Origin of the sequence: Sphingopyxis sp. MC1, assembly GCF_000371385.1 — a bacterium.
GTDB lineage: Bacteria > Pseudomonadota > Alphaproteobacteria > Sphingomonadales > Sphingomonadaceae > Sphingopyxis > Sphingopyxis terrae.
This window is the reverse complement of record NZ_AOUN01000002.1, coordinates 332,468-351,670: the sequence shown is the minus strand read 5'-3', so window position 1 is coordinate 351,670 and position 19,203 is coordinate 332,468. Positions and strand designations below refer to the sequence as shown.

The 19,203-nt window shown below is 65.7% G+C and carries 20 protein-coding genes; 15 read left to right on the top strand and 5 right to left on the bottom strand.

The window, feature by feature from the left end; all coding sequences use genetic code 11:
* Window positions 1-7: 7 nt before the first annotated feature.
* The 5 genes from EBMC1_RS02220 (at window position 8) to EBMC1_RS02200 (ending at window position 4,259) form a co-directional block, all read left to right on the top strand.
* Window positions 8-439, top strand: a complete 432-nt coding sequence (locus EBMC1_RS02220; protein WP_003039884.1) for a MucR family transcriptional regulator — start codon at window positions 8-10, stop codon at window positions 437-439.
* 125 nt (window positions 440-564) lie between these two features.
* A complete protein-coding gene (locus EBMC1_RS02215) occupies window positions 565-990 on the top strand; it encodes a Fur family transcriptional regulator (protein ID WP_003039883.1) in 426 nt (141 codons plus the stop codon).
* Window positions 962-1,756, top strand: coding sequence for a lysophospholipid acyltransferase family protein (locus EBMC1_RS02210; protein WP_003039881.1), 795 nt, complete (start codon window positions 962-964; stop codon window positions 1,754-1,756). The genes EBMC1_RS02215 and EBMC1_RS02210 overlap by 29 nt, the downstream gene beginning before the upstream one ends.
* A 7-nt stretch (window positions 1,757-1,763) precedes the next feature.
* Window positions 1,764-3,116 (top strand): tRNA (N6-isopentenyl adenosine(37)-C2)-methylthiotransferase MiaB, encoded by a 1,353-nt coding sequence (miaB, locus tag EBMC1_RS02205; protein ID WP_003039879.1) that lies wholly within the window; start codon window positions 1,764-1,766, stop codon window positions 3,114-3,116.
* A gap of 135 nt (window positions 3,117-3,251) precedes the next feature.
* On the top strand, window positions 3,252-4,259 hold the full coding sequence (locus EBMC1_RS02200; protein ID WP_003039878.1) for a PhoH family protein: 1,008 nt from the start codon (window positions 3,252-3,254) through the stop codon (window positions 4,257-4,259).
* Window positions 4,260-4,288: 29 nt separating this feature from the next.
* Here EBMC1_RS02200 and EBMC1_RS02195 read toward each other — a convergent pair whose 3' ends face one another.
* The gene (locus EBMC1_RS02195) at window positions 4,289-4,672 is read right to left on the bottom strand and encodes a DoxX family protein (RefSeq protein WP_003039876.1); all 384 of its coding nucleotides are present in this window, start codon (window positions 4,670-4,672) and stop codon (window positions 4,289-4,291) included.
* A gap of 138 nt (window positions 4,673-4,810) precedes the next feature.
* Here EBMC1_RS02195 and EBMC1_RS02190 point away from each other — a divergent pair, with 138 nt between their 5' ends.
* The 9 genes from EBMC1_RS02190 to EBMC1_RS02150 all read left to right on the top strand — a co-directional run bounded on the left by EBMC1_RS02190 (window position 4,811) and on the right by EBMC1_RS02150 (window position 14,132).
* Window positions 4,811-5,263 (top strand): carboxymuconolactone decarboxylase family protein, encoded by a 453-nt coding sequence (locus tag EBMC1_RS02190; protein WP_003039873.1) that lies wholly within the window; start codon window positions 4,811-4,813, stop codon window positions 5,261-5,263.
* On the top strand, window positions 5,260-6,132 hold the full coding sequence (locus EBMC1_RS02185) for a sigma-70 family RNA polymerase sigma factor (RefSeq protein WP_003039871.1): 873 nt from the start codon (window positions 5,260-5,262) through the stop codon (window positions 6,130-6,132). Before EBMC1_RS02190 ends, EBMC1_RS02185 begins: the two co-directional genes overlap by 4 nt.
* Before the next feature lie 73 nt (window positions 6,133-6,205).
* Window positions 6,206-8,290 carry a transglycosylase domain-containing protein gene (locus EBMC1_RS02180; RefSeq protein WP_003039870.1) on the top strand — a complete coding sequence of 695 codons (2,085 nt, stop codon included), beginning with the start codon at window positions 6,206-6,208 and terminating at the stop codon, window positions 8,288-8,290.
* Window positions 8,291-8,408: 118 nt separating this feature from the next.
* On the top strand, window positions 8,409-8,915 hold the full coding sequence (gene ybeY, locus EBMC1_RS02175) for an rRNA maturation RNase YbeY (RefSeq protein ID WP_003039868.1): 507 nt from the start codon (window positions 8,409-8,411) through the stop codon (window positions 8,913-8,915).
* A gap of 17 nt (window positions 8,916-8,932) precedes the next feature.
* Window positions 8,933-9,874, top strand: coding sequence for a hemolysin family protein (locus EBMC1_RS02170; RefSeq protein ID WP_040589145.1), 942 nt, complete (start codon window positions 8,933-8,935; stop codon window positions 9,872-9,874).
* A 40-nt stretch (window positions 9,875-9,914) separates the two neighbouring features.
* A complete protein-coding gene (locus EBMC1_RS02165; protein ID WP_003039865.1) occupies window positions 9,915-11,072 on the top strand; it encodes a glycosyltransferase family 4 protein in 1,158 nt (385 codons plus the stop codon).
* Window positions 11,073-11,078: 6 nt separating this feature from the next.
* Complete coding sequence (locus EBMC1_RS02160) at window positions 11,079-12,404, top strand: replication-associated recombination protein A (protein WP_003039864.1); 1,326 nt, start codon at window positions 11,079-11,081, stop codon at window positions 12,402-12,404.
* Window positions 12,401-12,757, top strand: coding sequence for an MmcQ/YjbR family DNA-binding protein (locus tag EBMC1_RS02155; RefSeq protein WP_003039860.1), 357 nt, complete (start codon window positions 12,401-12,403; stop codon window positions 12,755-12,757). The genes EBMC1_RS02160 and EBMC1_RS02155 overlap by 4 nt, the downstream gene beginning before the upstream one ends.
* Before the next feature lie 31 nt (window positions 12,758-12,788).
* Window positions 12,789-14,132 (top strand): serine hydrolase domain-containing protein, encoded by a 1,344-nt coding sequence (locus EBMC1_RS02150; RefSeq protein WP_003039857.1) that lies wholly within the window; start codon window positions 12,789-12,791, stop codon window positions 14,130-14,132.
* A 4-nt stretch (window positions 14,133-14,136) separates the two neighbouring features.
* Here EBMC1_RS02150 and EBMC1_RS02145 read toward each other — a convergent pair whose 3' ends face one another.
* The 4 genes from EBMC1_RS02145 to EBMC1_RS02130 all read right to left on the bottom strand — a co-directional run bounded on the left by EBMC1_RS02145 (window position 14,137) and on the right by EBMC1_RS02130 (window position 18,764).
* Window positions 14,137-14,553 carry a GFA family protein gene (locus tag EBMC1_RS02145; RefSeq protein ID WP_003039855.1) on the bottom strand — a complete coding sequence of 139 codons (417 nt, stop codon included), beginning with the start codon at window positions 14,551-14,553 and terminating at the stop codon, window positions 14,137-14,139.
* Between the two features lie 79 nt (window positions 14,554-14,632).
* Window positions 14,633-16,930, bottom strand: coding sequence for a phosphoenolpyruvate--protein phosphotransferase (gene ptsP / locus EBMC1_RS02140; protein WP_003039852.1), 2,298 nt, complete (start codon window positions 16,928-16,930; stop codon window positions 14,633-14,635).
* Window positions 16,931-17,006: 76 nt separating this feature from the next.
* On the bottom strand, window positions 17,007-17,726 hold the full coding sequence (locus EBMC1_RS02135) for a hypothetical protein (protein WP_156000897.1): 720 nt from the start codon (window positions 17,724-17,726) through the stop codon (window positions 17,007-17,009).
* Between the two features lie 33 nt (window positions 17,727-17,759).
* Window positions 17,760-18,764 (bottom strand): NAD(P)H-dependent flavin oxidoreductase, encoded by a 1,005-nt coding sequence (locus tag EBMC1_RS02130; RefSeq protein WP_003039847.1) that lies wholly within the window; start codon window positions 18,762-18,764, stop codon window positions 17,760-17,762.
* Between the two features lie 193 nt (window positions 18,765-18,957).
* On the opposite strand from EBMC1_RS02130, the gene EBMC1_RS18020 reads away from it, so the two are divergent.
* Window positions 18,958-19,128 carry a YezD family protein gene (locus tag EBMC1_RS18020; protein WP_003039845.1) on the top strand — a complete coding sequence of 57 codons (171 nt, stop codon included), beginning with the start codon at window positions 18,958-18,960 and terminating at the stop codon, window positions 19,126-19,128.
* Window positions 19,129-19,203: the final 75 nt, after the last annotated feature.

The window sequence follows — 19,203 nt, the reverse complement described above, 5'->3', positions numbered from 1 at the left end:
GAGTTTCATGTCGGAGTCTGCCGATACAAATGAAATGCTCGTCACACTGACTGCCGACATCGTCGCGGCGCACGTCAGCAATAACAGCGTCGCGATTTCCGATCTCGCGATCCTGATCAATAACGTCCACACAGCCTTGTCGAACCTTGGCGAAAAGCCGGTCGAGGAAGAAAAGCCGGTGCCCGCGGTGTCGATCCGCGCGTCGGTGAAGCCCGATCACATCGTGTGTCTGGAAGACGGCAAAAAGCTGAAAATGCTTCGCCGCCACCTGATGACCCACTATGGCATGACCCCCGACGATTATCGCGCAAAGTGGGGCCTTCCGGCCGATTATCCGATGGTTGCGCCCAATTATGCCGAACGCCGGCGCGCGCTCGCCAAGGAGATCGGCCTGGGCACCAAGGGACGCGGCGGTGGCCGCAAGCGCAAGAAAGTCTGAGCTTTTCACGGCGCAGAATGCAGGGGCGGTGCCGGGGGGGCGCCGCCCTTGTTCTATGCGCGGGGCGACCCTATACAGATTGAAGAAACAGGACGCGACCTGCGCGCTTTGCACGAAAGGCCATCATGCCCGGTTCCATCGATCTTGAAGCCCTTTGCCACGAAAAGGGCCTGCGGATTACCGAACAGCGTCGCATCATCGCGCGCGTGATTTCGGATTCCGAAGATCATCCCGACGTCGAAACGCTGTACGAGCGCGCGTCGAAGATCGACAGCGGCATTTCGATCGCGACCGTTTATCGCACCGTGCGCCTGTTCGAAGAAGCGGGCATCCTCGACCGCCATGATTTCGGCGACGGCCGTTCGCGCTACGAAGCCGCGCCTGAGGCGCATCACGATCATCTGATCGACGTCGAAACGGGCAAGGTGATCGAATTCGTCGATCCCGAACTCGAAGCGTTGCAGAAGGTGATCGCCGAACGGCTGGGCTTCCGCCTCGTCGATCACCGCATGGAGCTTTACGGTGTCGCCATCGATCGCAAGCGCGACTGATCGCGCCCGGATCACCTGGCGCTCGGTCTTTCGCCTTGCGCTGATGGTGCTGACGCTCCTTTTCCTGATCGTCCCGCACCTTTTCTACCGCGCCATCGGGCGGCCATCGCCGATGGTCATGGCCTTTCTGAATGCGGTCGGCTGGATCGCGGGATTGCGGATCACGACGACCGGCACGCGGCTGCGCCGCGATGTCCTGTTCGTGTCGAACCATGTCAGCTGGCTCGACATTCTGGCGCTCGGCGGTGCGGCGCGATCGGCCTTCGTGTCCAAGGCCGAGGTCGGCACGACGCCGCTCGTCGGCTGGCTCGCCGACCAGAATCACACCATCTATGTCCAGCGCGAGGCGAAGCGCGAGATTCACAATCAGACGAACGATCTGCGCAATGCGCTCGCGCGCGGGCGCCCGGTGACGCTGTTTCCCGAGGGGACGACGGGGCCGGGCGACGGCTTGCTGCCATTCCGGCCGTCGCTGTTGCAGGCGGTGATCCCGACGCCGCCGCGGCTTCAGGTGCAGCCGGTGTTCCTCGACTATGGGGTCGATGCGCCCGATATCGCGTGGCTCGATCCCGAATCCGGCCTCGACAATTTCAAGCGTCTGCTGGCGCGCAAGCGGCCGATCACATTGACCATCCATTATCTCGATCCGCTGCCCAACGATGCCGAGGCGGACCGCAAGCTGTTGGCCGAGGCTGCGCGCGCCGCGATCGCCGGCGCCATGGCGGAGACGCCAAACCCTTCCGCGATCAGCCGCCATCGCCTATAGGGCGCCGATGACATCCGACTCCCCCGCCAAAAATCCCGCCAAGACCTTCCACGTCAAATCCTTCGGCTGCCAGATGAACGTCTATGACGGCGAACGCATGGCGGAGATGCTGGGGACGCAGGGTTATGTTCCCGCCGCCGATGGCGCCGACGCCGATCTGGTCGTGCTCAACACCTGTCACATCCGCGAAAAGGCGGCCGAGAAGGTCTATTCGGACATCGGCCGACTGAAGCGCGAGGACGGGAGCACGCCGACGATCGCGGTCGCAGGCTGCGTCGCGCAGGCCGAGGGCGCCGAGATCGCGCGTCGCGCGCCGAGCGTCGATGTCGTCGTCGGCCCGCAGGCCTATCACCGGTTGCCCGACCTGATCGCGCGCGCCGAACGCGGCGAAAAGGCGATCGACCTCGACATGCCGCTCGAAAGCAAGTTCGGCGCGCTGCCGAAGCGCGCGGGTGGTCAGCGCCCGACGGCCTTTCTGACCGTGCAGGAAGGGTGCGACAAATTCTGTACCTATTGCGTCGTGCCCTATACGCGCGGCGCCGAGATCAGCCGGCCCTTCGCCGACCTGATCGCCGAGGCGCGCGCGCTCATCGCGGGCGGGGTGCGCGAAATCACCCTGCTCGGGCAGAATGTAAACGCGTGGGACGGCGAGGATGACAAGGGCCGGGCGATCGGCCTCGACGGCCTGATCCGCGAGCTTGCGCGGGAGGACGGGCTGGAGCGCATCCGCTATACCACCAGCCACCCCAACGACATGACCGACGGGCTGATCGCGGCGCATGGCGAGATCGAAAAGCTGATGCCCTTCCTTCACCTGCCGGTGCAGGCGGGCAGCGATCGCATTCTGGCGGCGATGAACCGCAGCCATAGCGTCGACAGCTATTTGCGCGTCATCGAGCGCGTTCGCGCGGCGCGTCCCGATATTGCGATCTCGGGTGACTTCATCGTCGGCTTTCCCGGTGAGAGCGACGCCGATTTCGAGGCGACGCTCGATATCGTGCGCGCGACCAATTACGCGATGGCGTACAGCTTCAAATATTCGCGCCGCCCTGGCACGCCCGCAGCGACGATGGACGAACAGATCGACGAAGCGGTGATGAACGACCGCCTCCAGCGGCTGCAGGCGCTGCTCAATCAGCAGCAACAGGCGTTCAATGAAGCGACGGTCGGGCGCGCGACGCGCCTGCTGCTCGAACGCAAGGGCAAGCATGACGGCCAGTTGATCGGCAAGTCACCCTGGCTGCAATCGGTGCATGTGACGGCGCCGGGGCTGGCGATCGGCGACATGGTCGATGTGCGGATTACATCGGCCGGCCCGAACAGCCTTGGCGCCGAGCCGTTGATGGAAGCGGTTGCCTAGTGCCGGCTTTGAGTTTGGGTGTCCCCGCGAAGGCGGGGACCCATCTCTTTTCGCCGCATTCCGGTGCCACGGGAGATGGACTCCCGCCTTCGCGGGAGTACACAGGTTGTTACTGAAAGAAGGAGCCCTGCCCACGTGTCGAAACGCCCGCTGACCGCCGCATCGCCCGCCGAACCCGGCGACCGCGTCCGATTGTCGGTGGAGTTCGAGCGAACCCAGCTTCTGGGCATATTGTTCGGCGAGTTTGACCGTAATCTGGTGGCGATCGAGAACAGGCTCGGCGTTTATATTTCGGCGCGCGGCAACCGCGTGCAGATCGAAGGGGAGGCCGAAGCCGCGGCGCGGGCGCGCGATGTGCTGACCGAAATTTATACGCGGATCGAACGCGGTGAAGAGATCGACAGCGGGCTGGTCGATGCGGTGATCGCGATGACGGCGCAGCCGACGCTCGACGGCATCATCCGCCACGAAACCAGCGACGCGCCGCCGGTGATGATCCGCACGCGCAAAAAGACGATCGTCCCGCGTGCGCCCTCGCAAATTCCCTATATGCAGGCGCTGGCACGCGACGACGTGATTTTCGCGCTCGGTCCCGCGGGCACGGGCAAGACCTATCTTGCGGTTGCGCAGGCCGTCGCGCAGCTCATCACCGGCAGCGTCCAGCGCCTGATCCTGTCGCGCCCCGCGGTCGAAGCGGGCGAGAAGCTCGGCTTCCTGCCTGGCGACATGAAGGAAAAGGTCGATCCCTATCTGCGTCCGCTCTACGACGCGCTGCACGATTGCCTGCCCGCCGAGCAGGTCGAACGTCGCATCGCGAGCGGAGAGATCGAGATTGCCCCGCTCGCCTTCATGCGCGGGCGCACGCTTGCCGATGCCTTCATCATCCTCGACGAAGCGCAGAATACGACGATCCCGCAGATGAAGATGTTCCTCACCCGCTTCGGCATGAACAGCCGCATGGTGATCTGCGGCGACCCGAAGCAGGTCGACCTGCCGCTGCCCGCGACATCGGGCCTCGCCGATGCGGTCGCGCGGCTCGAAGGGCTCGAAGGCATCAACGTCAGCCGCTTCACGAGCGCCGACGTCGTGCGTCACCCGATCGTCGGGCGGATCGTCGAAGCCTATGAGGGGCCGGGAAGCTGAGAGCGACGGCGCCCTGACGCGAAAGCCGTTCAGTCTTTGGAGCGGCTGGCGTCGATGCTCCATATCCCGGCGCCGCGCGTCGCGATGAACAGGAAGATGAAGGTATAGAGGATGATCGTCTCGCCGCCGTTGACGATCGGATAGAGCCCGTTCGGCGCGTGAACGACCCAATAGCCGACCGCCGACATGCCGCTGGCGATGAAGGCCGCGGGCCGCGTGAACAGGCCGATGATGATCAGCGCGCCCGCGACGAGTTCGATCGTTCCGGCGGCATAGAGCAGCGGGTTGAGCGGCATCGGAAAATCGGTCGGGAAATTGAAGAATTTCTGCACCCCGTGCGCGAGGAACAGCAGGCCGGCGACGATGCGCAGCAGCGCATAGGCCTGTTCACGATATCCATCGAGAAACTTCATCACACGCCCCCTTCGGTCGTTGTCGATGCGCGACGCTATCGCAAAAGAGCGTCGTCGCGAAATTTTTTCGTGCGCCATGTCACAATCGACCGGCGCTGCCTCGTCATGTCGGCACAACCCGAACAAAGGAGTGATGAGATGACCAAGGTAACCGAACCCTTCGCCGCAGCGCCGCAGTTGATGAAGCAGTGGATGGCGGTTTCGCTCGCGGTGCAGGACAGCCTCGAGAAAAGCCTGACCGAACTCGTCAAGATCCGCGCCTCGATCGTCAACGGCTGCGCCAATTGCATCAACATGCACACCGCCGAAGCCCGCGCCGGCGGCGAGAGCGAGCAGCGCATCTATCTGCTTTCGGCCTGGCGCGAGGCGCCCTGCTATACGCCCCGCGAACGCGCGGCGCTCGCCTGGACGGACGCCTTGACGCGCCTGTCGCAGGGTCACACACAGGGCGAAGCCAAGGCAGCGCTCGAGGCCGAATTCACGCCGGAGGAACAGGTGAAGCTGACGCTGATGATCAACATCATCAACGGATGGAACCGCATCGCGGTCGGTTTCGACCTTTGGCTCGAACAGCCGGCGCGCGCCGCGTGACAGCGACGGCACCTTCGCATGCGGAAGCGGCGGATGCGGCGGCGAGTTTCGATCCGCTGCGTCCGCTGCTGACGCGCGTCGCCTATCGCATGCTCGGCTCGGTCGCCGATGCCGAGGATGTGGTCCAGGATGCCTTCATCCGCTGGCTCGGCGCCGATCGTGCGTCGGTGCATGAACCTGCTGCCTTTCTGCGGCGCACCGTGACGCGGCTTTGTCTCGACCAGCTCAAATCGGCGCGGGTGCGGCGCGAAACCTATGTCGGACCGTGGCTTCCCGATCCGATTGTCGGCGAGGAGCCCGACGACGATGTTACGCTGCCGCTGATGCTTGCGCTCGAACGGCTATCACCGCTCGAACGCGCGGCCTTTCTGCTCCATGACGTCTTCGGCGTCGGGTTCGACGAAGTCGCGGCGACGATTGGCCGCGATGCGGCGGCGACGCGCCAGCTCGCGACCCGTGCCCGCGCCCACGTCCGCGACGCGCGCCCGCGCTATCGGCTCGAGCGCGAGCGCGGACTCGAAATCGCCAGCGCCTTCTTCGCGGCGTCGCGGAGCGGCGACATGAGCGCGCTCGGCAATTTGCTCGCGGCCGATGTCGGCATGTGGTCCGATGGCGGCGGCAAGCGGCCCGCGGCGATGCAGCCGGTACTCGGCTTCAACCTCGTCATGCGGGTGCATCGCAGCCTGGCGGTCCTGTTCGGAAAATATGCCTCGACGCTGGTCGAGGTCGGGACGATCAACGGACTGCCCGGCTTCGTAACGCGCGAGGCCGACGGCGAATATCAGACGACGGCGCTGGAAATCGAGGATGGGCTGGTCGTCGGCATCTATGTCGTGCGTAACCCCGACAAGCTGCGCCATATGCACTAAAGACGCGCGTGACAGCACGTCGCCGCACGAGCGATTGCGCGCTCTGTATTGGGGGTGTAATACGGCGCGAAGAATGACCGCTTTTCCCTTTTCCGACGATCCGCCGCCCCCGGCGATTGAAGAGCCGCTGTTTCCGCCTGCCGAAGCGCCTGCAACGCCGGGGGGCGCGAAGAAGCCGCGGCCACGATGGCTGCGCTGGCTGTCGCGCGGCTTTGCGGCCTTTGCGATCCTCTTCATCCTGCTCGTCGGCTGGCTGGCGATTACGGCGCCGCTGTCGAAATCGCTCGAACCGATCGCGCCGCCGCAGATTACCCTGCTCGCATCGAACGGCACCCCGATCGCGCGCATCGGCGCGGTAGTCGACAAGCCGGTGAAGGTCGCCGACCTGCCCGATCATGTCACGCAGGCCTTCATCGCGATCGAGGACCGCCGTTTCTACAATCATTGGGGCGTCGATCCGCGCAGCGTCGCGCGGGCCGTATGGAGCAATGTCACCGGCGGCCGCACGCAGGGCGGCAGCACGATCACGCAGCAGCTCGCCAAATTCACCTTCCTGACGCCCAAGCGCACGCTGGGCCGCAAGGCGCGCGAGGCGCTGATCGCCTTCTGGCTCGAGGCATGGCTGACCAAGGACGAGATCCTCGAGCGCTATCTGTCGAACGCCTATTTCGGCGATAACACCTATGGTTTGCGCGCCGCGTCGCTCCATTATTTCTATCGCCAGCCCGAAAAGCTGACCCCGGCGCAGGCGGCGATGCTGGCAGGGCTAGTGCAGGCGCCGTCGCGGCTCGCCCCGACCAAGAACCCCGATCTGGCCGAAAAGCGGATGCGGCTGGTCGTGCAGGCGATGGCGCGCGAGGGCTATCTGACCGCGGCTGAGGCGAAAGCGATGCGGCCGCCGCGTATCGACGTGCGCGAGCGCGACGACCTGCCCACCGGTACCTATTTCGCCGACTGGGCGCTGCCGCAGGCCCGCAAGCTCAGCGACATCGGCTATTCGCGCCAGACGATTACGACGACGCTCGACGCCCGTTTGCAGGCGGCGGCGCGGCGTGCGGTCAATCGCGCCGCGCTCGGCAAATCGCAGGTGGCGCTGGTCGCGATGCGCCCCGATGGCGAGGTCGTGGCGATGATCGGCGGGCGCGACTATGCCGCATCGCCGTTCAACCGTGCTACGCAGGCACGGCGCCAGCCGGGATCGACCTTCAAGCTGTTCGTCTATCTCGCGGCGCTACGCAAAGGCTGGCGCCCGGACGATAGCATCGCCAACGGGCCGATCGAAACCGGTACCTATCGGCCGAAAAATGCCAGCGGCACCTATTCGCCGAGCATCACGCTGGAAGACGCCTTCGCGACGTCGAGCAACGTCGCGGCGGTGCGACTGCTGCAGGAAGTGGGCGATGACCGCGTCATCGCGATGGCGCGCGATCTGGGCGTGACCGCACCGCTCGCCAAGGGCGACCCGAGCCTGGCGCTCGGCACCTCGACGATGACATTGATGGAACTGACCGCCGCCTATGCCGCGGTGGCGGCGAACGCCTATCCGGTCGTTCCGCATGCCTTCAAGAGCGAGGACAAGGGCTGGTTCGAAAATATGGTCTGGGGGCCCAGCCATTTTTCGGCGCGCGAGCATGACGGGATAGAGGATATGCTGGGCGCGGTGGTCAATCGCGGCACCGGACGCGCGGCGCGGCTGCCGATCGCCGGCTTTGGCAAGACGGGGACGAGCCAGGACAATCGCGATGCCTATTTCATCGGTTATACCGATGGGCTGGTTGTCGGCGTGTGGGTCGGCAACGACGATAATTCGCCGCTGCGCGGCGTGACCGGCGGCGGCGTGCCGGCGCGGATCTGGCGCGATTTCATGGTACGGGCCAGCGGCCGCGGCGCCGAACCGAAGAAGGCGGCGCCGGCCGCCGATCCCGCGGGGCCGGTTCAGCCGCTCGACGTGCCCGACGTCGGCACGATCCCGGTCGGTGACAAGACGAGTATCGGCGTCGAGGACGGCAACGCTGTCATCAGCACCGAAATCGGCGGCACGCGCGTCGATCTGCGCCTCCCCATCGGCGACCGTCAGCCACCGTCGGGGCAGGGGCCGCCCCCGCCACCGGCAACCCCGCCGTCGCAGCCCCAGCCGGCACCGGCCCCGCCGCCGTAACGGGGGTGGGCAAGCGATTTCGCATGGCGCGCGGCGCGGCGCGGCAGTAGCGAGGGGCAATGACCACGCCGATTCTCTCCGTCGATAGGCGCAGCCGGCCAGCGGCCGCGATCCAGCCATGCTGAGCGTCGAAACGCACGAGGCCACCCCATGGCCCGACGATCTCGATTGGCAGGCGCGCGCTGGCGAGGCGGCTGCGGCCGCGCTCGCGCTGACCCCTTACGCCGCGCTTGCCGATGCCGCGCCGCTTGTCGAAGTGGCGATCCGCCTGACCGACGATGATGAGGTGCAGGCGCTCAACCGCGATTTCCGGGGCAAGGACAAGCCGACCAACGTCCTGTCCTTTCCGCAGGTTCAGCCCGACCTTCTCGAAACGATGAGCAACAGCGACGACGGCGAGATATTGCTCGGCGACATCGTGCTGGCGCGCGAAACCTGCGTGCGCGAAGCGGCGGAGAAGGGGGTTTCAGTCGCCGATCATGCGACCCATCTGATCGTCCACGGGACGCTGCATTTGGTCGGATACGACCATGTCGACGACCATGGCGCCGAGGCGATGGAGGCTTTGGAAGTGAAAGCCCTTGCATCGCTGGGCATCGCCAATCCATATGCGGTGCAGGATTAACGGCAAAAGCGAGAGACATGCCCGACGAGCAGGGGTCTTCGACCCGATCGGAAGAGGACAGTAGATCCGGCCTGTGGGCCGGAATACGGACGTTGCTGTTCGGCGGTAACAGCGAACCGTCGCTGCGCGAGCAGATCGAAGAGGTCATCGACGAGGCCGAGGAAGAGGGCGCGGAGCGCCGCGGCAGCAGCATCGTCGGCGATCTGTCGCCCATCGAACGCAAGATGCTGCGCAACCTGCTGCACTTCGGCGAACAGACGGTCGACGATGTGGCGGTGCCGCGCGGCGAGATCATCGCGATTTCGGAAAGCGCCAGTTTCGAGGAAATCGTCGCCATCTTTGCCGACGCGGGGCACAGCCGCTTGCCGGTCTACCGCGAAACGCTCGACGAGGTCGTCGGGATGATCCACGTCAAGGACGTGTTTGCCGTGCTCGCCGAAGGGCGCACGCCGCCGCCGCTGCTCGACCTGTTGCGCCAGCCGCTCTATGTGCCGCAATCGATGGGCGTGCTCGACCTGCTCGCCGAAATGCGCGCGAAGCGCACGCACCTTGCGATCGTCATCGACGAATATTCGGGCACCGACGGGCTGGTTACGATCGAGGATCTGGTCGAGGAAATCGTCGGCGAGATCGAGGATGAGCATGACGACGAGCCGACCGCGCTGTTCGTGCCCGACGCCGACGGCTGCTGGGACGCCGATGCGCGCGCCGAATTAGACGATATCGGCGAAGTGATCGACCCGCGCCTTGCCGAAGTCGATGAGGATGTCGACACGCTCGGCGGCCTCGCTGCGGTGCTCGCGGGGCATGTCCCGGCGGTCGGCGAGGTGCTGCACCACCCGAGCGGGTGGCGCATCGAAATCACCGAAGCCGACGAAAAGCGTGTTCATCGTCTGCGCCTGCATCCGCCGGTGGTCGTCGATCTGGAAGCCTCGGCCGATCGCGGCGCCGACTTCTGACGAATTGCCTTTGACGGGGCAAAAGACTAGCGGAAACCGGATGGACGTTTCGGACCTTCGCATCGCGCTGTTCAGCGGCAATTACAATATGACGGTCGATGGCGCGAACAAGGCCCTCAACCGCCTTGTCGGCTATCTGCTGCGCCAGGGAGCATCGGTGCGCGTCTATTCGCCGACGGTTGCCGAACCCGATTTCGAGCCGACCGGCGACCTTGTCAGCGTGCCGTCGATGGCGATCCCGAACCGCCCCGAATATCGCATTCCGCTTCACTTCTCGGCCCGCGTGCGCGAGGATATCGCGAAATTCGCGCCCAATATCCTGCATATCTCCAGCCCCGACCGTGTTTCGCGGCAGGTGGCGGCGTGGGCACGGCGGCGCAATATCCCCGTCGCCTGTTCGGTGCACACGCGCTTCGAAACCTATTTCCGCTATTACAACCTGTCCTTCCTCGAACCGATTATGGTCGCATGGCTCCGCCGGCTCTACCGGCGCTGCGACGCGCTGATCGCGCCGTCGGAAAGCTTCGCGCAGGTGCTGCGCGAACAGCGGATGAACTATGACATCGGCATCTGGACGCGCGGCGTGGAGCGCGACATTTTCCGGCCCGACCGGCGCGAGGCGAGCTGGCGGCAATCGTGGGGCATTGCCGACGACATGCCCGTCATCGCCTTCCTCGGACGGCTGGTCATGGAAAAGGGGCTCGACGTTTTCGCCGACACGATCGACGTGTTGGACCGCCGCAAGGTTCGCCATCAGGTCGTCGTGATCGGCGAAGGCCCCGCGGGCGATTGGTTCGAATCGCGGCTGCCGCAGGCAAAATTCGTCGGCTTTCAGGGCGGTCCCAATCTCGCCCGGGCGATCGCGTCGTGCGATATGCTGTTCAACCCGTCGGTCACCGAAACCTTCGGCAATGTCACGCTGGAGGCGATGGCATGCGGCCTGCCGGTGGTTGCGGCACGCGCGACGGGCAGCGCCAGCATCGTCAAGCATGGCCAGACGGGCTATCTCGTCGATCCGGGGTCGATCACCGGCTTTGCAGACGACCTTGAGCGCTATTGCACGGATGCCGGGCTGCGCGCGGCGCATGGTGCGGCGGCGCTGGCCGAAAGCATGGCCTATGAATGGGACGCGATCAATCAGTCGGTCGCCGACACCTATTTGCGGCTGATCCGCCAGAAGCAGCGGCAGCGGAGGTAGCGCGGCATGGCCGGGGATCTGTTCGGCGACGATGCGCCGGCCGGTGCGGGCGATGCCACCGGGCCGGTTCCGCTCGCCGAACGGTTGCGCCCGCGCAGCCTCGCCGATGTCGTCGGACAGGAGCATCTGACCGGCGCCGAGGGCGCGATCGGGCGCATGGTTGCGGCGGGGCAATTGTCGTCGATCATCCTGTGGGGGCCGCCGGGCACGGGCAAGACGACGATCGCGCGCTTGCTCGCCGAAGCGGTGGGGATGCGCTTCGCGCCGCTGTCGGCGGCATTTTCGGGCGTCGCCGACCTTAAAAAGGCGTTCGCCGATGCCGAAAAGATGGCGGCGGCTGGCAAGCGCACGCTGCTTTTCGTCGACGAGATTCACCGCTTCAACCGCGCGCAGCAGGACGGCTTCCTGCCCTTTGTCGAGCGCGGGACGGTCGTGCTCGTCGGAGCGACGACCGAGAACCCAAGTTTTGCGCTGAACGCCGCGTTGCTCAGCCGCGCGCAGGTGCTGGTGCTGCAACGGCTTGATGAAGCGGCGCTCGCGCAGCTTGTCGACCGGGCCGAAGCGGATGTCGGGCGGAGCCTGCCGGTGACGGCGGACGCGCGGGCGGCGCTGATCGCCAGCGCCGATGGCGACGGGCGCTTCCTGCTCAATCAGGTCGAAACCCTGTTCGCGGCGGCGATCGCCGATCCCCTCGACGCGGCCCAGCTTGCGCAATTTCTCCACCGCCGCATGCCGGTCTACGACAAGGACCGCGACGGTCATTACAATCTGATCTCGGCGCTGCACAAATCGCTGCGCGGATCGGACCCGCAGGCGGCGCTCTATTGGCTCGCGCGCATGCTCGTCGCGGGGGAGGAGCCGCTCTATGTCCTGCGCCGTCTCGTCCGGTTTGCGAGCGAGGATATCGGGCTCGCCGACCCGCAGGCGCTGACCCAATGCCTCGCCGCCAAGGACGCCTATCAGTTTCTCGGCTCGCCCGAGGGCGAACTCGCGATCGTGCAGGCGTGCCTCTATCTCGCGACCGCGCCCAAATCGAATGCTGCCTATGCCGCGCAAAAGGCGGCCTGGACCGCAGCGTGCGAAACCGGCTCGCTTGCGCCCCCGGCGAACATTCTCAATGCGCCGACCAAGCTGATGAAGGATCTGGGCTATGGCGCAGGCTATGCCTATGACCATGACGCCCCCGACGGCTTTTCGGGCGACAATTACTGGCCCGATGCCATGGCGCCCGCGACCTTCTATCGCCCCGTCGACCGCGGTTTCGAAAAGCGCATTGCCGAGCGTATCGCCTGGTGGGACGAGCGCCGCCGTGCGGCGCGGGAGGAGGGGTGAACGCTTCCCGTTTCGATGGCTGGGACGATGTCGTCGCCTTTGCCTGCGCATTGCCCGATGTCGAAATGGCGCCCTTCTATGGCACCCCCTGCCCGAAAGTGAACGGCAAGGCCTTCGTGTCGCCGGGCCGCGAGGCCGGCAGTTTTCACGTCATGTGCCCGATCGAGGAAAAGGAGCTTTTGCTTGAAACCGACCCCGGCATCTTCTGGCAAACCCCGCATTATGAAGGCTGGCCCGGCCTGCTCGTCCGCTTCGCGCCCGCCGATCCCGGCCGCGTCGCCGACGTCATCCGCCGCGCCTGGTGGGATCGCGCCAAAAAGGCGCAGCGCGCGGCGTTCGGGCCGCGGCCCTGACGTGCGCTGGCGGGCGTTTCTTGTCGCAGCCATGGCGCTCACGGCGATGCCGGCGCAGGCCGCGGACGCCGGGGCCGATCTCAATCGGGCTTGGGCGGCGGGCTATCGCGCCGCCTTTACCTGCTCGTCGCTATGGGACGGCGCGGGCAAGGCGATGGCCGATATCGAACGCGACGAACTGATGGGCATCTATCCCGAAATCGAGGCCGATGTCCGCGCGTTGACTGCCGATGTCGATCAGACGGCGCGCCGCGTCCTCGTCCGTTATCGCGACGACATGCCGCCGCGCGTTGCGCAATGGACCGGGCGGGACGGCTGCGTGACGCTGCCGATCGGCGCCGATACTGCGTCGGGTCCCGGCGTTTCGCCGCAGAAGCGCGCCGACTTTGACGCCCGGTCATGGCCGCTCGGCGACCAGGGTGCGCGCGCGCCGATCCCGCGCGGTCTGACGCCCTATGAAGCGGCGGTGATGAACATTGCCGGTTTCGGAGGGCGGACAAGCGCGCTGCTGATCGTCAAGGACGGCCGGATCGTCGTCGAGCACTATCAGGCCGGGCACGACGTCCATACGGCGCAGCGGACCTTTTCGGTCGCAAAGTCGCTGGCGGCAACACTGATCGGCAACGCGGTGCTGCGCGGCAAGCTCGACGTGGCCGCGCCCGCAGCGATTGCCGAATGGCAATCGGCAGGCGATCCGCGCGCCGTCATCACCACAGAACAGCTCATGCGCATGGCAAGCGGGTTGACCAGCGACAGCGCCGGCAACCGCACCGATGCCATCTATATGGGCGGCGCATCGGTGCGTGCGTGGACGACACAATGGCCGCTGCTCAACCCGCCGGGCAGCCGCTATCGCTATGCCAACAACGACACGCTGCTCGCAACGCTGTCGCTGAAGGCCGCGCTGGCGAAGCAGGGTGAGGCGCTCGATCCCGCGGCCTTTTTCGACCGGCTGGGCATGACGCGCACCTTCGTCGAACATGACAAGGATGGCGACTTCATCCTGTCGAGCCAAGTGTGGACGACCGCGCGCGATCTTGCCCGGCTCGGCCTGCTCTATCTGAACGACGGCATGGCGGACGGCGAGCGCATTCTGCCTGCCGACTGGCGGCGCTTCGTTTCGACGCCGAGCGGCCCGCAGCCGGACGGGCTATTCGGCTATGGTGCCGGTTTCTGGCTGCTCGACAAATCGGCGGGCGTGCCGTCCGATGCCTTCGGCGCTTTCGGTAATCGCGGCCAATATGTAGTCATCATTCCGTCGCGGCGACTGGTCATCGTCCGGCAGGGCTATGACGACGCGGCGCAGCGGCTCGATATTGCCAAACTCACCGCTGCGGTCGTCGCGGGCGACGACAAGGCCGGCGCCCGGAAATAAGGCCTCACTCCATGCCGGGGTAGCGCGCGAAGCTGGGCATCTCGTCCAGCTTTTCCATCCAGCCGATCCGTTCGGCGACCTGGATTTGCGCGCCCGCGGGTATCAGGTCGGGATCGTCGAGCGTCCCCGACTGTACGTCGATCTTGCCGGGGAAAATCTGGTCGTTGGTATAGAAGAGGCCGGTGCCGCAATCGCCGCAGAAATGGCGCCGTCCATGCTCCGACGAGGCGTAGATTTTCGGCGTGCCGCTGAGCTCCAGATCGGCCTCGGCAACCAGCGCCCACCCGACCATCGGCGCGCCGGCGTGGCGGCGGCAATCGCTGCAATGACACAGGGCGTGATGTTCGACCGCCGTCGGCATTGAATATCGGATCGCGCCGCAATGGCACTGGCCGGAGGCGCGGACAGGGGAATCGGTCATGTCTCTCTCCTTGGCTGGAAGGAGAACATACCATAAACATTTTTCCAAAAGCAATTACGTCGGCGGTCAGGCCGCGCGGTTACTCGCCCAGATCGACCTGGTGCTTCTGGGCCCAGTCGAGATATTGCCCGCGCGGGTTGGCGGCCGGGTGGGCGAGGATCGCCGGGACATCGCGGCGCAGCGCGCCAAGGTCGAGCGAGCGGATCATTGCCTTTACCGGACCGACCCCGGCCGGCGTAATCGACAGGCGTTCGATCCCGATGCCGAGCAGCGCCATCGCTTCGAGCGGGCGGCCGCCCATTTCGCCGCAGACGCCAAGCGTGACCTTCGATCCCGACACCATTTTCACGACCCGCGCCAGATAGCGCATCACCGTCGGCGATAGCCAGTCGTAGCGCTCTGCGAGGCGCGGGTGCGCGCGGTCGGCGGCGAAGAGGAACTGGGTCAGGTCATTGGTGCCGATCGACAGGAAGTCGAGGTGCGGCAGCATCAGATCGAGCGTCTCGATCAGACCCGGCACCTCGAGCATCGCGCCATAGCGGATCGCCGAGGGCAGCTTCTTGTTATGCTGTTTCAGCCAGGCGCGCTGGTTGATGAACAACTGGCGCGCCGCCTCATATTCCCAGGGTTCGGACACCATCGGGAACATCACGTTCAGCGTGCGTCCCGCGGCCGCTTCCATCAGCGCCCGCGCCTGGACTTTCAGCAGGCCTTCGCGTTCGAGCGCGAGGCGCAGCGCGCGCCAGCCCATCGCCGGATTTTCCTCCAGCGCATTTTCGTCGACATTCATATAGGGCAACGCCTTGTCGCCGCCGATATCGACGGTGCGGAAGATGACAGGACGGTCGCCCGCGGCGTCGAGCACGTCGCGGTAGAGCCGCTGTTGCCGTTCGCGCTGCGGCAGCGTCGCCGACACGAGGAACTGGAATTCGGTGCGGAAGAGCCCGATACCGCGTGCGCCGGTGAGGTCGAGTGCGGCGACATCCTCACGCAGTCCGGCGTTGATCATCAGCTCGATCGGTACCCCGTCCTTGGTGACGGCGGGCAGATCGCGCAGCGACGCCAGGCTCGCGCGGCGCTTTTGCGAGATGACGAGCTTGGCATCGAAGGCGTCCTGTACCGCCTGCGTCGGGCGCACGTGCAGCGTGCCCGCGGCGGCATCGAGGAGCAGCATGTCGCCCTCGCGGATCGAGGTTCGGACGTCGCGGACCCGGCCCAGCACGGGGACGCCCATCGCGCGCGCGACGATGATGACGTGCGCGGTCAGCGATCCTTCTTCCAGGATCACGCCCTTGAGCCGGCGGCGATCATATTCGAGCAGCTCGGCGGGGCCGAGGTTGCGGGCGACGAGAATCGAATCCTGCCGCAGCCCGACTTGCGCCGCCGTCCCCATCTGCCCCGAAACGATCCGGATCAGCCGGTTCGACAGATCTTCCAGGTCGTGCATGCGGTCGCGCAGCAGCGCGTCGTCGATCTGGCGCATCCGCATCCTGGTGCGTTGCTGGACGCGTTCAATGGCCGCTTCGGCGGTCAGCCCGCTGTCGATCGCTTCGTTGATCCGCCGCGACCAGCCCTCGTCATAAGCGAACATCTTATAGGTTTCGAGCACCTCCTCATGCTCGCCGCCGACGCCGAATTCGGCCTGGCTCGCCATGCGGTCGATCTGTTCGCGCATCTTGTCGAATGCGGCGTAGACGCGGTGGCGCTCGGCCTCGATATCGTCGGCGACCGTATGTTCGATATGGACGCGCGGTTGATGGAAAACCGCGATCCCGGCGCCCATGCCGTCGACCAGTTTCTGGCCTGACAGGCGCTGCATCGACTGGTCGGTTTCGCCCGCATCGATCCGCGCCGCGGTATCGACCAGGTCGGCGTTGGCGATCAGTTCGGACAGCACCATCGCGACCGTCTGGAGCGTTTCGATCTCGATCTCTTCATAACGGCGCGGTTCGGCATGCTGGACGCACAGGACGCCGACCGCGCGCTCGCGCCGGATGATCGGCACGCCGGCAAAGCTGTGGAACAGCTCCTCGCCGGTTTCAGGACGATAGGAAAAGTCGGGATGCGCCGCCGCTTCGTCGAGGTTCAGCGTTTCGATCTGTTCGGCAATCGTGCCGACCAGACCTTCGCCGAGGCCCAGCCGCGTGACGTGCACCGCCTCCTGCTTCAGCCCGCGCGTGGCATAAAGTTCGAGCGCGCCTTCGCGCAGCAGATAGATGGAACAGACCTCGCTATCGAGGCATTCGCCGATGATGCCGACAACCTGGTTAAGCTTCGACTGCGCGTTGGTGCGCGCCGCCATCACCTCGTGCAGCCGCGTCAGGATCGTGCGGGCCGATTGGGCGGCGGATGTCGGCGGGGGCGGGGCGTTGGTCATCGTGCAATCCTGCTAACAGATGCACGGCGCCAACGCCATTGCCCGGCACCACTTTTATCCCGCTATTCTGGCGGTTTCAGTTGCCGCCGACGGGTGCCCCGGACGGTCCCGACACCGCTGTCGTGGCGGGCGCGGTCATCACCGGCGGGGGCGGGGCATATTTTGCGTCCCACGCGGCGACATCGGCCTGATATTTGGCATAGGCTTCATAGAAATCGACGAAGGGCTGGTCGAGCTGCGCAAGCTGGGCGGGAGCCTGCGGAATGACCTGTGCCGACGGGGTCGACGAGACGAGCTGGGCGACTTCGTTGGCGCGGGCGCAGAAGGCGCGCTGCGCCGGCGGCTGCGCGAAATAGTTGAAGAGCTGCGTCGACAGCTTGTCGCGCGCGGCGATGCCGTTGGTGCGCGTTTCCTTGCCCAGATCGGCGATGACCGTCTTTTCGGTAGACCGGATCTGCTTGGCATGCGCCTTGATGATATTGTTGTACGCCGACACCAGCGTCGCTTCTTCGGCGCCGCGGCAGCCGATCGCCGCGACGTTGAGCGCAATCTTGAGCTGCCAGAAGGCGCGGTCGCCGCTGATGCCGCTGTTCGCGGTCATGAACCGGCCGTCGACGCCGCGCGCGGGGAGGATTTGCGTCAGCGAGGCATTGCCGGGGGGCAGGGGGCGCGGCGGGATGACCACGGCCACCGGCGGCGGGGGCGGCGGGGGCGGCGGGGGCGGCGGGGGCTTCGGCGCACAGGCGGCGACGCTTGCCAGCAGGCCGGCAACGATGATTTTACGCGACAAATTCATGACCTTCTCCCCAACCGCATGCTTCATGCGGCGTCAACCCCGTGCGTGCAACGCCGTTTCGGCCTGTTGCACCAAAGATGCGATGATCTCGGCAACGCTCTCTTCCTGCGTTACCATACCGACAGATTGCCCTGCCATTAACGAGCCGTTTTCGACGTCGCCGTCGATCACCGCGCGGCGCAGCGCGCCGGCCCAATAATGTTCGATTTCCAGCTGCGCCGCCGCCATGTCGACGGTGCCCCCGTCGAGCAGATTGGCAACCTCGCGCTGCTTGGCGGTAAAGGCTTCGGTGCCTGCATTCTTCAGCGCACGGACCGGGATGACGGGCAGGCGCGGATCGATCTGGACGCTGGCGATCGCGTCGCGCGCGGAGGCGCGGATGAACGCCTTTTTGAAATTGGGATGCGCGATGCTTTCGGTGGCGCAGACGAAGCGCGTGCCGAGTTGGACCCCCGCCGCGCCCATTTCCAGATAGCCGGCGATCGCCTCACCGCGGCCGATGCCGCCGGCGACGAAGATCGGCACCTCGGCGGCGAGCGCGGGCAGGATTTCCTGCGCGAGCACGCTCGTCGACACGGGGCCGATATGCCCGCCCGCTTCCATCCCTTCGATCACCAGCGCATCGACGCCGGAGCGGACCAGTTTCTTTGCGAGCGCCAGCGTCGGCGCGAAGCAGATCACCTTGGCGCCCGACGCCTTGATCGCCTCGAGGCTGCCCTTTGGCGGCAATCCGCCCGCCAGCACGACATGGCCGACGCCATGTTTGGAGCACACCTCGATCAGCTCGAAAAGCTGCGGGTGCATGGTGATCAGGTTGACGCCGAAATTGCGGGTTGCCAGCGCTTTCGTCGCCGCGATCTCGGAATCCAGCAGCTCGGGCGTCATCGCACCGCAGGCGATCACGCCAAAGCCGCCGGCATTGCTGATCGCGCTGACCAGATGGCGCTCCGAGACCCAGCTCATCGCGCCGCAGAGAATGGCGTAGTCGCTGCCCAGCAGAGCCGTGCCGCGCGCCATGAGTTCATTCAATTTGCTCATTGCTGCGCCTTTGCCAGCAGCGGCGCGCGCGCGCAATCCATTGCCGTGCGCAGCCCCGAAAGCGGCATGGATTTCGCGGTTCGGCTGGGCGCGGGAAACTCTCCTTTGGGCGCCCAAAGCAAAACAATCATTGTCAACTAAAACAATTGGGATAGTCTCGGCGCCGAATCCACCAAAGGGGAAAGGAAATGCCATGACGTCGTCCCAAGACCCATCGCCCGGCGAGCGCGAGCCGCCCTCGCGCGCGGTTCAAACCGTGCTCGACGCGCTTGAAAAGCTCCGCTTCGGCGCCATCCAACTGACCGTCCACGAAGGGCGGCTGGTGCAGGTCGATGTGACCGAACGGCACCGCTACCCCAACTGATTCTCAAGCTCCCAACGGGGATATTCCCCGCCACCTGCCGCAGACCGGACCACCGGATGTGGCAATTTCTTGCAA

What these genes read in the sequence shown, in the direction of transcription:
- EBMC1_RS02220 (WP_003039884.1), top strand. Translation starts at nt 8, where the DNA reads ATGTCGGAGTCTGCCGATACAAATGAAATGCTCGTCACACTGACTGCC.
- EBMC1_RS02215 (WP_003039883.1), top strand. Translation starts at nt 565, where the DNA reads ATGCCCGGTTCCATCGATCTTGAAGCCCTTTGCCACGAAAAGGGCCTG.
- miaB (WP_003039879.1), top strand. Translation starts at nt 1,764, where the DNA reads ATGACATCCGACTCCCCCGCCAAAAATCCCGCCAAGACCTTCCACGTC.
- EBMC1_RS02195 (WP_003039876.1), bottom strand. Translation starts at nt 4,672, where the DNA reads ATGAAGTTTCTCGATGGATATCGTGAACAGGCCTATGCGCTGCTGCGC.
- EBMC1_RS02190 (WP_003039873.1), top strand. Translation starts at nt 4,811, where the DNA reads ATGACCAAGGTAACCGAACCCTTCGCCGCAGCGCCGCAGTTGATGAAG.
- EBMC1_RS02180 (WP_003039870.1), top strand. Translation starts at nt 6,206, where the DNA reads ATGACCGCTTTTCCCTTTTCCGACGATCCGCCGCCCCCGGCGATTGAA.
- ybeY (WP_003039868.1), top strand. Translation starts at nt 8,409, where the DNA reads ATGCTGAGCGTCGAAACGCACGAGGCCACCCCATGGCCCGACGATCTC.
- EBMC1_RS02170 (WP_040589145.1), top strand. Translation starts at nt 8,933, where the DNA reads ATGCCCGACGAGCAGGGGTCTTCGACCCGATCGGAAGAGGACAGTAGA.
- EBMC1_RS02165 (WP_003039865.1), top strand. Translation starts at nt 9,915, where the DNA reads ATGGACGTTTCGGACCTTCGCATCGCGCTGTTCAGCGGCAATTACAAT.
- EBMC1_RS02160 (WP_003039864.1), top strand. Translation starts at nt 11,079, where the DNA reads ATGGCCGGGGATCTGTTCGGCGACGATGCGCCGGCCGGTGCGGGCGAT.
- EBMC1_RS02150 (WP_003039857.1), top strand. Translation starts at nt 12,789, where the DNA reads ATGGCGCTCACGGCGATGCCGGCGCAGGCCGCGGACGCCGGGGCCGAT.
- EBMC1_RS02145 (WP_003039855.1), bottom strand. Translation starts at nt 14,553, where the DNA reads ATGACCGATTCCCCTGTCCGCGCCTCCGGCCAGTGCCATTGCGGCGCG.
- ptsP (WP_003039852.1), bottom strand. Translation starts at nt 16,930, where the DNA reads ATGACCAACGCCCCGCCCCCGCCGACATCCGCCGCCCAATCGGCCCGC.
- EBMC1_RS02135 (WP_156000897.1), bottom strand. Translation starts at nt 17,726, where the DNA reads ATGAATTTGTCGCGTAAAATCATCGTTGCCGGCCTGCTGGCAAGCGTC.
- EBMC1_RS02130 (WP_003039847.1), bottom strand. Translation starts at nt 18,764, where the DNA reads ATGAGCAAATTGAATGAACTCATGGCGCGCGGCACGGCTCTGCTGGGC.
- EBMC1_RS18020 (WP_003039845.1), top strand. Translation starts at nt 18,958, where the DNA reads ATGACGTCGTCCCAAGACCCATCGCCCGGCGAGCGCGAGCCGCCCTCG.